Genomic DNA, 13,043 nt, shown 5'->3' with positions numbered 1-13,043 from the left:
AATTGATAAAGATGTTAAAACGGCGGACCCCAGTAGGATCCGCCGTTTTTTGCCATTCGTCCAAGCACAATTTTGGGAGATTGTAGAACCTGCAATCACCCTATGCCGTGGCCTTCTTTCACTTGGTCATTTATGGTTACTACACCAGTCGTCCGTAATCGTTCCATTCCCCAAACATTTTTCCAGCAGTTGATTGTTCTATTAACCGTCGTAGTCGCCGGTCAAATACCGCGCGATCCTTCCGTTTGTCACGTTGGATCGCATCAATACGAACCCGTTGATAAAGCGGTGGAAATTGCTGAAAACTGGTCCATGCTACGGGAGACTGGTCAAAGGCCTGCTGAATGTCGTCATCAATCTCGAATTTAGCGGGATCCATCTCCGGTAAGGCCGCCCGACCCGCTGGCGTCATTTGACCTAAACGTTCTAGGCGCCGACACCGTTCCTTATTGAGTTCAGACCAGGAACTGCGGCGGGCTCGGGGCGTGAATTTCTGCAGATTACGCCCATCGATTGTCTTGTGCATGGTATCAATCCAACCAAAACATAGGGCCTCTTCCACCGCATCCAAGTACCAGACACAGTCAGTCGGCGGCTGCTTGCCCTTCTTCGCTACCAACCAGCATTCCGTTGCCTGGTCGTGATGGACACTTAACCACTGCCGAAACTCGGCGCGCGTGGTGATTTCCAGTACATTCTGTGGAACCATGAGTTAACCTCCTAAAAATTATCCCAGTGAGCCCCACTCGATGCGCCATGCCCGCTGACGTGCCTAATCCTAGTTTGCCATCTGGAGCGAGTCACCATAATCCCGCCAGTAACTAATTTGATGATCTTTGAGGGTCACAATTGAGCAAAAGCGATTATTATACTGACCGTCCCGCCCGTGAACTTCGTATTCCATAATCAGGGCATGCTGGTCAGGTGCCTTGTAGACCCGCAGATGGTCGGCTCGCAACGTAATGGGGTAGGTCTTGAACCACTCGAAGTATTGGGCCTTACTCATTCGAAAGGGAAAACCAGGAATGCGATATTCAAACTCAAAGGTGGCATCGTTTGCGACGGCATCCCAGAACGACCCATCAGGCACCTCTCCCTTGAGTCCTTCCATTAAAATGTCAAAGAAAGCCGCGTTATTTTGCGTGTAACCCGGATAATTTGTTGTCATGCTACGTACCTCTTTTCATTAATTAAAGAGAGTATAGTTGGTCATAGATGACATCTGTTTGTCACCTATTTAAAAAACGGAGTGATCTCATGAAAATTGAACGGTTAATTGCGATCGTCATGCTGTTGCTGGAAAACGAAACGATGTCGGCAACCACCCTGGCTCATCGGTTCAACGTCAGCAAGCGCACCATTTTAAGGGACATGAATACCCTCAATTTAGCGCGGATTCCCATCTACGCCGTCCGGGGAATCAATGGTGGCTTTGGGATTATGGCCACTTACAAGTTCGATAAGCGCCTCCTCACCGTGACCGACTTACAAAACATCCTTATCGCCCTAGCCAAGCTCAACGACTGGACGCTAGATGATCAAACGCGAATGACCCTGGATAAGATTCGGGCACTTTTGCCTCAGGCTCACGACCCGGCTAATTTTAGCGTGAGCGATGCGCCAACCACTGGACGTCAGCAATTAGCAGCCCTCAGAAAAACACTTCTGGCGGCCATTCAGCAATCGACTTTAGCGCGGATTACCTATGTCGATCGCTTAGGGCACCAAACCGTTCGGCGAATCGAACCCTATCAGTTAGTCTACCGGAACGCCAGCTGGTATTTGTTGGCCTATAGTTTAGAGCGAGACGCCTTCCGGACGTTTAAATTAGCGAGAATTGTGACGCTAACGATTTTAGAATCAACGTTTGTCAAACGTGAGTTGCCGACGACCTCACCTGTTCAACCGGTGCCAACTGATTTCAAACTGGTTAAATTAACCGTCTTGGTGAAAAAGGACGTGCGAGATAAGCTCATCGAGGGCATCGACACGGAACCGCTAGTTGAGGTGGACCAGACCCATTACCAGACGGCCTTCGTCATTCCAGACAACGAATACGGCTACCGCTACATCGCTGAGTTCGGCACTAGTCTTCAGGTGTGCTCCCCCGCGGCGTTTATCGCGCACTATAAAGCCTGGTTACTGCAAATTATCCAGCAAAATGGCCAGATACTATAACTGTCAACGGCGGTTATCGGTGGCGATTAAGACCACTCAAAAATCACATTGTATTCAATAAAGACCATCCCATAGATTTAGGACGGTCTTTATTGATTTTAAAACCGTATTACTTGTGATACGGAGATCCGTAACACACTGTATAGCAATTTCAGATTATATATACTCTATCGTATACGATCATATACGGAATCTAAAAAGACGGAATCATTGAACTTAAAAACACCAATGTCATCCCGATAGACTCATTTATTCATTGCTGATATTTTTGTAAAAGGTACCCCTATGCAGAATGTTGTACCAGAAATGTGCAATAACTTGACTATTCTCAGATAATAGACTCAACCTTGAATTTTTAGTCACTAAGCGCCGTATATAGCATACCCCAACTGTTGCGCATTCATAAAATCACCATCTTATGGGATAGTATTCTCCGTAACCTAGCTGACCACATTGCTTATTATAAGCCACTTAATTTCAATGATTTTTTCTTCCCAAAACATAGAAATCCTGAGATAACAAAAATTCGCCTCCCGTTATTAAAAGCCAGTGATTCGCAATTGCTTTAATACCTTTTACATAATCACAAAATTCATCTTTCATTGCCGATTTTATTTTTATATTTTTGGATAACAAAACTGCTTCTCTCGCTGCATATTCAGTAGATGTAATTACTTCATACTTATCGTTATCTAATTTCTGAAGAACTAATTTGCTTAAAGCAGGATTGTTGGGATTAATTTCTTTTCCAGATACTACTTTAATACCAGGAATTTCATTTTCAATCAAAAAAGGAAACGGGTTTGTTCGTGGTATCTCTGATACAAAAAGTTGATATGACCGAATCCATTTTATTAAGGAAATAATTGTATTTCTCCACTCAGATGGAAACAATGAGCTAACAGAAAACTCTTTTAATTTCTCTCTGGCAAGCTCCAAATTAGAACTATAATCATTTAACGCCAAATAACTTGGAAATGATTGTTCTACTTCTGGAAGTGTTGAGCATTCAAGTAATTTACTTATTTCTTTCAGTGACTTAGTCCCATAAAATATCTCAGAAAAACTATATAGTACATCAAGAATAATCTTATCTATATAACTTTTTTCCTCCTCAAGAAAAGGATCATTTATTTTGCCATCCTTTACTAGGGATACAGCATTATTTTCCAAAATTTTAGATAATCTCTTTATTTCCCCACTATCGGTTGGAGAAAACGCAGTCAATCGATTCTTTTTTATATCAAATGGCATTTCTTCAGGAGAGATGATCTCCCGATCAAATAAACAAATTATTCTATCCCAACCCAGCCTATTCACAGCGTATCCTAATTCAAATAATACATTAGCATTCGGAACATGCTCTGCACTTAAATCGCAAACAAAGATACTACAGTTATTAATTTTTTGTAATATAGTATCAATAATATCTGGACTACCCACATTACCTCTCGTATCTTTTTCTAAGTCAAAAACTATATCTTTGTCCTTCAATTTTTTTATTGCCACATTAATTACTTTTTCTAAAAAATACCGATGTTGCTTGCCAGGCAAATCATTTTGCCATGAATAAAAAAATGTATACTTCATTAAATTACCCCTGCATCTCTAGACTTAATCTTGAAAATCGATACAACATAAAAATACTCTTTACCTATATTAGAGTAATTAGCAATGTCCGTTTCATTCAAGAACGTTTTTTCAAAAATAAATCTGAATGTTAAATCCGTTATACCACCTACACAATAGAAACTCGCATAGCTTATGCTACGAAAAAATCTCATTAAAAAATCATCAATCTTCAAACAATTCGTTTGGTCATCCACAAGTCGTACCATTTATTACGATGTACAGTTTCAAAGTATGATAGCCTAAATCCTTGTGCGTACGCATCCCTATAAGCAGAAAGTAAGTAAGAGTTAATCTCATCATCTACTCCAGCTATTGATACCAATTCTTTAAATGGTATTTGTGCCTTATTCAATTCAATATCATGCGCTAATAATCTAATTTTTACTTCTTTTAGCCCGATATCTTTAGCAAATAGAACCATTGCATTTAGCATTTTCCGAAAAAATGATCTCTGTTCCGATTCAGGTATTTTTTCATCTCTCGTGAAAACATCAAAATCAATTAATTCTAGTTTCGGTACACTATTCAAGTTTATTAAAAAATTTCCCGAGAATCTCACCCTCCTTAATCCTTCATATTTTGAAGTAACATTTACTTTATGCTTATTCGAATATACTTGGTACTTTAAACTAAGACCAAATACGCTAACATATTTCTCTAGAATTTGAATATTATTATCTGTAAACCCAATTTTATATAATTTTGAATTTCTTCCTATTGGAAAAATATCCTGTATGGATTTGTTCAGAGCTTTTGATATGGCATATGCTTTAGTTAAAGATACATTATAATGAACATCATCTCTAATATTAATGATAGTTTGCCGCTTTAGGTTCGTTCTTTTACTAAGATCTGTAACGCTCCACCCATCATCCTTCATGATACCTGCTAATTTATTGTTTATAATAAATCGCTCCATAACCTGATCACCTCAACAAAAAGCATATACTCAACAAAAAAGAATGTATATCCATATAATTTTATTTACATAGGCATACACTCTAAAAATACCATTGTCCTAGCCATAAACTAATATAATAATTTTAACTAATGCGCCATTTACACAATAGGCATCTTAATACCATCCTTTTCGAATACTTGATACATATATTTTCTGTCTATTAACTTAAGCTTTCCATGTGGCCCTCGAAACCAATACCTCGAATCAGCATCTTTAAATACGATTGCGATGCTAGGCCTAACACCACCCATTGATGATCCCCCAGTTTCAACGTTTACTTTCGTAGTCCCTGGCTTAAGCGTATCAATATACTTTACATATTCAGAAAATAACTGTATTTTCCCAAAATCATCTGACGCTTGATTATTCGTAGGCAATATGTAGAAATCATAAACTGGTATAGTAGACGAATTTTGCAAAACTACAGTTCCAAGTATTCCACCATTTATTCCTATAGCTTCTGCATGACCCGGAATTTGAATATTCTCAAACCATGCAGCCACCTGAGAAGCCTGCAATCTTATTTTTTCAGATTGGCTTTCTCTAAGTTGTTCTTCAGTAATCTTTAATTGTTTGCTAGTGTATTCCATCTGATATTTTACATTCCTAAAATTTTTTTGAGCAATGTCGTTTGTCAGAGCTAGTGAAGAAAAAGCGATAAATATACTTATAAAGGTTAATAAATCAGATATTCGCACCTCCGAATTAATACTTATCAAATCGAGCCTTGCTCCTAAAAAAAGCAATATCATACTGGATCCTAAAACAACCATGGGAATCACCCAAAATCGCTTCATACAACAACCTCCCGTTCACTAACATTTAACTATATGATTACCTTGAAACCCAATAATTTTTTTAACGTGTGTTGATTAATGAAAACCTTTTATAATAATTCTTATTACATATTGCATAAAAATATGGGAGTTCACATCACGTATGATTCGGACTCCCGTAACACTCTACCTAGCGGTTTCTGCCTGAAAAACCGCATCACTTGTGATACGGACTCCCGTATCACTCTCCCCAGCAGTATACAGAAAGGGGCCTCTCAGTCATCATACAACTGAGAGGCTCCTTTCGTCATGTCTAATCAATACAAAGTGCTATTTTTACTATTTAGCCTAAATACTTCTTGTAGAACGGAATTAACTTATCCAGGGCCATTTTAGTTGGTTCTGGCTTATCATACAGGTCGTAGTGAGACCAGCCCTTCAATACAACCAATTCCTTTTCCTTGGATCCAGCCCGGCGGACGATATCAAAACCGTCACGATAGGCACCAAACGACCCTGGCTTATCGCCCACAATAACCATTAAGGGCTGCGTCAACAGTGTTTCAATTAGGTTATAAGGATCGTAGTTAACCAAGGCTGGTGTCCGAGAATAAACCGATAAATTTGTCCCGTTTGGCTTTTGACCCCGGGGCGTCCGATAGTAGTCAATCGCTTCTAGCGGATCAATATCGGTGATACCAGCCTTTTGGGCTTCGTCGACCGTATCGAAGATGGCTGAATCGACCCGCACCTTGGCGCCACGCGCTTCAGCAGTTCGTTGCTTAGCCATATCTTCAAGTAATTGAACCGGCTTGAAGTCACCTTCACGCCACAACCGCCCGATAGAAGCTGCTGTCACGGTTCCAACCGCTTTAAACCGACGTTCCATCTTAGCGGCATCGATAGTGTAGCACCCGCCACCACAGATTCCCAAAACGCCGATTTTGTCTTCGTCCACGTAATCCAAAGTAACCAAGTAATCAACGGCACAGCTGAAGTCCTCAGTCCGCATTCCTGGGTTTTCCAGATGACGCAACGACCCGCCACTCTCGCCCTGGAAGGACGCGTCAAACGCCAGAACTAAGAAACCAGCTTGTGCCAGGGCCTGACCATATACGTTTCCTGAGGTCTGTTCCTTACAGCTCCCAATTGGATGAGCACTCACGATTGCCGGATACTTCTTAGTCGCATCAAAATCATCCGGGAAGTAAAGGTCCGCCGCAACGTCCCAGTCTAAGTTCTTAAAAGTTACTGATTTCTTTTCCATTGGTTATTCGCTCCTTTAGCCAATTAACTGGTAAATATTTTTTGAAGATTCGGTCTAACAAGGTCAGTCTACTCACATTCGAAAAGGATGTAAAATAGTTATAACGCATGACTATCAATGACCGAAAGCGATGGTTTATTCCCCTTGCCAGGGTTTAGTTCAAATTGTTAGTCCACTGGGTAATCGCCGTTTCTAAGGCGTTTTGATTGCCCATTAAAGACATCGTCAGTTCTAATCCGCCAACATACTTAGCGTTCGCTAAATTGTCAGTCAACGTCTTTTCATATTTTTCATCGTGGTCATAGTAGGTCCAAAAAGCTGCCACGTTTTTACCTTTAAAATCAGTCTGTTGCAGATAAACGCGCATCGGATTGGAAAGAGTGTATCCCCAAACCGGACCACCCAAAATGACCTGGTCATAGGCCGAGAGATCGGGTAACTGACCCGTCAGCGTTGGCAAATTATCGGCAGCTGTCTCGGCTTGTGCCTGATCCCAGGCCTTCCACATATTCTGATTGTAGGTTGTACTAGGCGTCATACGGTACAGATCAGCTCCTAACTTAGCAGCAACCTCATGAGCCATGCGATCAACCACGCCGGTTAATGAATAGTACACAACTATTGTTTTTTTCATTTCTAAAACCTCCTTAAGCCCTTATAACGATTGCAAAGTTGGCCGAATAATCATTTCACTTACGGACATGTTTTCTTTGGTACCAATCGCAAATTCGACTGCTGAGGCAACCTGTTCTGGTTCCAGGCCATGCGCATTTTCCCAGAAGTCCTGGGCGAACTTCTTTTGCGCCTCATCGTTGATCGAGTTGAAGAGTTCCGTCCCGGTTGATCCTGGTGAAACGATGGTGGTCTTGATGTTGTTCTGGGCCTGTTCTTTCCGTAAGCCATCCATGATGGCCCGAACGGCGAATTTGGTCCCGGCATAAACAGCCCCATCGGGAGCCCCCACGTGCCCCGCTACGGAATCCGTAGTAATGATATGACCCTGCTGACGCTTTGCCATGTAAGGAAGCGTCGCCGCAATTCCGTTCAAAACACCCATGATATTGATTTGGAGCATGCTGTGCCATTCATCTCGACGACCTTCCACGAGTGGTGCGGTCGGCATGATTCCGGCATTGTTGTAGAGCACGTCAATTCGTCCGAAGTGCGCGATTGTTTGGTCAATCACGGCTTGAACCTCCGCAAACTTGGTGACATCGGCCTTAACGGTCAAGATATCGGCATTCGGGAACTCATCTTTAATCTGGTCTAACCGGTCGACACGCCGCGCGGCTAGCGCTAGCTTGGCGCCATCTTGGGCCAGCAACCGACTGGTGGCCGCCCCAATACCGGACGAGGCACCCATGATGACAACAACTTTATTTGATAGATCCATTTTAATTACCCTCTATTCTGTGGCTAGTTTTGGTTTTAATCGGCTTGTTTCGTTGGTCGAACGAGAATCTCGCTCACGGACATGTTCGCTTTAGTCCCAATCGCAAATTCAACGGACTGCGCAATTTGCTCTGGCTGTAAGGTGCCAAAAGCTTGGGCTGCTTCGTGAGCCTGCTGAGCCGCGGCTTCACTATCATATTTGATCAGTTCCGTCTCCGTAGCGCCGGGCGAAACGATGGTGGTCTTGATATTATTTTGCGCCTGTTCCATTCGTAAACCATCCATGATGGCCCGAACGGCGTACTTAGTACCGGAATAAACGGCGTAGTTAGGAAAGACCGTGTGAGCCCCCACCGAGGCCGTTGCAATCACATGACCACTCTTTTGCTTGACCATGTATGGCAGCGCGGCGGCGATGCCGTTAAGGACGCCTTCAATGTTGACGTCAATCATGGCCTGCCAGTCGGCGCGCTGACCTTCGACTAGAGGTGACCCTGGCATGATGCCGGCGTTATTATCCAGCACATCGATGCGACCATATTGCTTAATGGTCTCGTCGATGACGTGCTTCACTTGGCCGTAGTCAGCAACATCAGCTTGGAAGATTGAAATCGGAGCATCCGGAAATTCAGCCTGAATGGCTTGTAACCGGTCGAGTCGCCGGGCGGCTAAAACTAATTTGGCGCCATCTTGGGCGAGTAAGCGGCTAGTGGCCGCACCCATTCCGGATGAAGCGCCCATAATCACAATCACTTTATCTGATAGATCCATGATGAATTCCTCCAATAATCTTACTGATTTTGAGTGGCTTTCTTTTGAACAACTTTACGAGTCTTAGAATACGGCCAACGTGCTATAATGTAAAACAGTTATATTGCATCGACATTCATGACTAAAAGAGATGGGTGAAACTAAATGGAATTCCGTGTCTTACAATACTTTATCGCCATTGTGGCCAATAAAAGCATCACCGGGGCGGCCAAGCAGTTACATATCTCGCAATCGACACTTTCCCGCCAAATCATGGACCTGGAGGAAGAACTGGGGGTCACGCTTTTTTCACGGGGCTCACGCCGCATCACACTGACCGAGGATGGGGTCTTCCTCTACGAGCGGGCAAAGGAAATCAACAGTCTAATGGAATCAACGGCGTCGGCCCTAGAAAAAGGGGCCACCTTGACCGGTACGTTAAACGTTGGCGCCGGTGAAGGTAAGGCCAACCAGTGGGTCACCCAGACCTTTCGTCAGTTAATTGATGAAGGCGAAAACGTCACAATCAATTTTCGGAGTCAAGACGCAGATCAGATTACCCAACGCGTCGACGCTGGTGTTTTGGACTTTGGGATTATTTCCACGACTGCTGGCCTTGATAAGTACAATACGTTGACCCTCCCCTTTGAGAACTACTGGGGAGTGGTGATGCCTAAGGATAATCCGTTGGCCCAGCGAAACAGTTTGGTGGCAGCCGATTTGAAGCACAAGAAGCTTCTACTGCCGCAACAAATGGACGTGAACTCGCAACTCATTTCTTATCTAGACGAGTACGTGGTCACCTATGAGATTGTCGGTACGTATGACATGAATTACAACATGCGGGCCTTAGTTTCGTCGGGAGTTGGTTTGGCCCTCACCTTCGATAAGCCAGAATACGACTCAGGCGACTATGCCTTTAGACGGCTCCAATACCTGGACCCCGTTCCCAGTATTCTGATTTGGCGCAAGGATCGGCAAATGACGCGACTTGCGGAAGAATTCTTAAAACGACTAACCGCTCTAAAGGAGGATCTTTAAAATGAAGAAAGAACGAGTTGAAGCCTTTACTGACGCTATCGTTGCTATCATCATGACCATTATGGTCCTGGAAATGAAAGTGCCTAAAGCAGGCACCCTGACGGCCTTACTTGATGAACGCTCCTACTTTTTTGCGTACCTCATTAGTTTCTTTTTGATTGCTACGACCTGGTACAACCATCACTACCTTTTCACCTATGCGACCTGGATTTCTAAACGGGCCTTTTGGGCGAATTGTGTGTGGCTGTTTATGATGTCACTGGCTCCAGTCGCGACAGGCTGGATTAGCGAATTCCCTAGTTCACGGACGACCGCCTACTTTTATTTGCTAGTCTACATCTTGTGGGGCATGGCCTTTCGCGTTCTCATGGTGATCTTAATACAAGATAATCCTAAGAAAAAGGAACGGCTGGGCCGAATGGCGGGCCCAAAACGTTCTTGGTTGGAATTAAGCTTATTACTGGTGGCATTGGTGGTAACCTACTTCGTCCCCATTCTCTGTCTGGTGATATTAGGATTAAACTCAGTCGTTTGGATTATTAACACGCCCAAGGGCTCGGACCGCATTCTGTCTTAGACAACTGAGTTACACGAAAAACGAGGATTATCCACTAAATCTGGATGGTCCTCGTTTTATTTCATCTAATTATTGATGATACGGACTCCTGTAACACCCTACACAGCGGTTTCTAGTTGTGAACAACAAATTCTAATCTTACATCAGGGGTAAAATACACTGCTGTTCTCCGAAGCACCCATCCTGATCAATTCAATAATAACATGCGACGAAACGTTTCACGTGAAACAGTTGTCACGAAAACACAGCGACTTGTGGCCAACCAACATATCAACAAAATAGCAAGCAAAAATCGGCGGTGCCCCTTAAAGGCCCCGTCGATTTTTGACGACAAACGCTGTTCTATAAAAACAAGTAATCCGCAACTAAAACTAACGGTGAAATAAAACAGATTCCTTAGGCCCAATACGCCTCAATTTCGTCGAATTGCAGCGGCCTTCTTAACCCAATTAAACTGACGAATCTGTCGTTCGGGAATGACTGCGTCCGTTGTCCGACTTTTTAGCAATTGAACCGGAAGTATGACCGTCACGATTAACATCACGACTAGCGCAATAATTCCCAGTCCCCAGCTCCAACCGCCAACTATTGGCCAGATATGAACCCAGTAAGCAATACTGATCGGCATCATGAGTACAATTACCGTTGCCAATCCCGGATTATACCAAGTCTTCATCCCGAAATTCATTTTGAAGGCATGCCCTAAAAACTGAAATAGATTAAAGAACATGGTCCCAATTCCCAACCAATACCACGTTGGCCAGATAATTGCCGCCAGATAAGGAATGTAAGCCAATGTGTTCACCAGCATAATGGATTGCCAATTACCTGGGTAACGACGATAATCCGTTGGTTCCCCGTAAAATACTCGATTGATAACAATTGGCGCCCCGCCCGGCCACTCATACTCCTCATATTGATGCAATAACAGGGCCATCAATGAAGCAATAAGCAGACGCTGAGTAACGCTGACTCGATTCCCCCAAAAAAGCATTCCAAAAGCGATTAAAACAAAGAAAATCGCCCCAATCCGAAACCAATTATTCCGATAAAATCTCATGTTAATCTCCCTCCTGACTGTTTGCGAAATGATGTAACTGATTAAAATCCTCATCTGGAAATCGGTCGATGTAACGTTGCGCTTTTTGAATATCTTGTTTGCTAAAGCGATAGCGCGTCTGAGCGGTTAACATCCGACAAATCGGTGACTTGAATGCTAACCAATAATTGATTCCAATCCAGGCCAACGCCATCAATAAGTCTAACCAATTAAAGTAGTGGGTCGGGACTACCTGCATCAAATACCAGGTCGAGACCACGGTGAGCCCTCCGACTGCTGACACAAGCCCCGGATTATACCAGCTATGAAGTCCCAAATTAAACACGATCACATGCATCACAAATTCTAAATAAGCAAACACCACTGCGGCTAAAACCGCCCAATGCCATCGCGGTGTGAATAGTGGTAACAGGTAAACCGCCACTGCAAACCATTCATTGCCCCACCAAGAGCTCAACTGATTCAACGGCCACTTGCGGACGTCGGCATCGACATGGTGCAATTCGACCTTGAGGCCGCCCCAGATAAATCCACCCGGAAACCCAAACTCCTCAAAAAAATGCACATGGATTAGCGCTAAACCAATCAATAGGACACGTTGTTCTAACGTCCAAGTTCCCATTGCTAGAATCATTGCTACAGCAGCTGCAATAAACACAGCTATCTCGTACCAGTGCCTGATTATCCGAGTCATCATGTATTATCTCCTCTTTACTTGTCTCATTTGTGACATTTAATAAATTGAATTATACTGATTTTAAACCCAAATACTAGGGGCTATTAGCCATCTGGCACACAGGAGGAGATACTGTGACAGCTAAACCAGTTCGAGTTCAACAAATCAACCAATCCATTGATTGGTTTGCGCAAGCCTTACGCCAATTACTACAAACAACCGACTATTCTAAAATTACGGTGAGTGCCCTAGCCACTCGTTCTGGTCTGTCACGGCGAACGTTTTATCGTCACTTTGAATCCATTGACGACCTCTTACGTTTGATTGTTGATCACCAAATCACTGAATGCTTATCACAAATCAAGACTGTTCAGCCCAAAAAGTTTCGCGATGTAATTCGTCTCTTTTTTAGCTACTACACGCGTCATAAATCATTTTTACTAGCGCTTCAAAAAAACGATCTTATGCCACTTATGTTAACTGAGCTCACACGTAAAACGAGTCAAAGTCAACTAGCTACTATGTTCCCCACTAAAGAACCTTTCATTTACGCCTTTGCGGCCGGTGGTGTCTGGAACCTACTTAACCTCTGGCTCACCACAGGGGCAACAACTTCTCCTGAAGAAATGGCGCGACTGTCTGAAAAAATTGCCCAGCACTTAAGCCAAGTCATGTAACCTTTGTCTGCTTACTTCAAAAATTCATTAACCATTATCAATCACACTAAATCAAC

At 43.3% G+C, this 13,043-nt stretch carries 15 protein-coding genes; 4 read left to right on the top strand and 11 right to left on the bottom strand.

Features of this window, described 5'->3' with window-relative positions; all coding sequences use genetic code 11:
• Nucleotides 1–139: 139 nt before the first annotated feature.
• Nucleotides 140–709 carry a YdeI/OmpD-associated family protein gene (locus tag FD25_RS02985; protein ID WP_057801149.1) on the bottom strand — a complete coding sequence of 190 codons (570 nt, stop codon included), beginning with the start codon at nt 707–709 and terminating at the stop codon, nt 140–142.
• A gap of 69 nt (nt 710–778) precedes the next feature.
• Complete coding sequence (locus tag FD25_RS02980; protein WP_057801146.1) at nt 779–1,168, bottom strand: nuclear transport factor 2 family protein; 390 nt, start codon at nt 1,166–1,168, stop codon at nt 779–781.
• Nucleotides 1,169–1,257: 89 nt separating this feature from the next.
• Between FD25_RS02980 and FD25_RS02975 the strand changes: the two genes are divergently transcribed.
• Complete coding sequence (locus tag FD25_RS02975; protein ID WP_057801144.1) at nt 1,258–2,178, top strand: helix-turn-helix transcriptional regulator; 921 nt, start codon at nt 1,258–1,260, stop codon at nt 2,176–2,178.
• 477 nt (nt 2,179–2,655) lie between these two features.
• Here FD25_RS02975 and FD25_RS02970 read toward each other — a convergent pair whose 3' ends face one another.
• The 7 genes from FD25_RS02970 to FD25_RS02940 all read right to left on the bottom strand — a co-directional run bounded on the left by FD25_RS02970 (nt 2,656) and on the right by FD25_RS02940 (nt 8,977).
• Nucleotides 2,656–3,768 (bottom strand): hypothetical protein, encoded by a 1,113-nt coding sequence (locus tag FD25_RS02970; RefSeq protein ID WP_057801141.1) that lies wholly within the window; start codon nt 3,766–3,768, stop codon nt 2,656–2,658.
• Nucleotides 3,769–3,979: 211 nt separating this feature from the next.
• The gene (locus tag FD25_RS02965) at nt 3,980–4,729 is read right to left on the bottom strand and encodes a helix-turn-helix transcriptional regulator (RefSeq protein WP_057801139.1); all 750 of its coding nucleotides are present in this window, start codon (nt 4,727–4,729) and stop codon (nt 3,980–3,982) included.
• A 140-nt stretch (nt 4,730–4,869) separates the two neighbouring features.
• Complete coding sequence (locus FD25_RS02960; protein ID WP_057801136.1) at nt 4,870–5,568, bottom strand: hypothetical protein; 699 nt, start codon at nt 5,566–5,568, stop codon at nt 4,870–4,872.
• Between the two features lie 322 nt (nt 5,569–5,890).
• Nucleotides 5,891–6,814, bottom strand: a complete 924-nt coding sequence (locus FD25_RS02955) for an alpha/beta hydrolase (protein WP_057801134.1) — start codon at nt 6,812–6,814, stop codon at nt 5,891–5,893.
• A 154-nt stretch (nt 6,815–6,968) separates the two neighbouring features.
• On the bottom strand, nt 6,969–7,448 hold the full coding sequence (locus FD25_RS02950) for a flavodoxin (RefSeq protein WP_057801132.1): 480 nt from the start codon (nt 7,446–7,448) through the stop codon (nt 6,969–6,971).
• Between the two features lie 21 nt (nt 7,449–7,469).
• Entirely contained in the window at nt 7,470–8,207 is a 738-nt protein-coding gene (locus FD25_RS02945) for an SDR family oxidoreductase (RefSeq protein WP_057801130.1), read from the bottom strand.
• A 35-nt stretch (nt 8,208–8,242) separates the two neighbouring features.
• Nucleotides 8,243–8,977 carry an SDR family oxidoreductase gene (locus FD25_RS02940; protein ID WP_057801129.1) on the bottom strand — a complete coding sequence of 245 codons (735 nt, stop codon included), beginning with the start codon at nt 8,975–8,977 and terminating at the stop codon, nt 8,243–8,245.
• A 144-nt stretch (nt 8,978–9,121) separates the two neighbouring features.
• On the opposite strand from FD25_RS02940, the gene FD25_RS02935 reads away from it, so the two are divergent.
• On the top strand, nt 9,122–9,997 hold the full coding sequence (locus FD25_RS02935; RefSeq protein WP_057801127.1) for a LysR family transcriptional regulator: 876 nt from the start codon (nt 9,122–9,124) through the stop codon (nt 9,995–9,997).
• A gap of 1 nt (nt 9,998) precedes the next feature.
• Nucleotides 9,999–10,574, top strand: a complete 576-nt coding sequence (locus FD25_RS02930) for a TMEM175 family protein (RefSeq protein ID WP_057801125.1) — start codon at nt 9,999–10,001, stop codon at nt 10,572–10,574.
• Between the two features lie 412 nt (nt 10,575–10,986).
• Here FD25_RS02930 and FD25_RS02925 read toward each other — a convergent pair whose 3' ends face one another.
• Nucleotides 10,987–11,634, bottom strand: coding sequence for an HXXEE domain-containing protein (locus FD25_RS02925; RefSeq protein ID WP_057801123.1), 648 nt, complete (start codon nt 11,632–11,634; stop codon nt 10,987–10,989).
• A 1-nt stretch (nt 11,635) separates the two neighbouring features.
• On the bottom strand, nt 11,636–12,331 hold the full coding sequence (locus FD25_RS02920) for an HXXEE domain-containing protein (protein ID WP_225428535.1): 696 nt from the start codon (nt 12,329–12,331) through the stop codon (nt 11,636–11,638).
• 113 nt (nt 12,332–12,444) lie between these two features.
• Here FD25_RS02920 and FD25_RS02915 point away from each other — a divergent pair, with 113 nt between their 5' ends.
• Nucleotides 12,445–12,987 carry a TetR/AcrR family transcriptional regulator gene (locus tag FD25_RS02915; RefSeq protein ID WP_057801121.1) on the top strand — a complete coding sequence of 181 codons (543 nt, stop codon included), beginning with the start codon at nt 12,445–12,447 and terminating at the stop codon, nt 12,985–12,987.
• Nucleotides 12,988–13,043 lie beyond the last annotated feature (56 nt).

Origin of the sequence: Levilactobacillus acidifarinae DSM 19394 = JCM 15949, from assembly GCF_001434835.1 — a bacterium.
GTDB lineage: Bacteria > Bacillota > Bacilli > Lactobacillales > Lactobacillaceae > Levilactobacillus > Levilactobacillus acidifarinae.
Note: the sequence above shows the minus strand (reverse complement) of the source record. Positions and strands in the feature narration are given on the sequence as shown.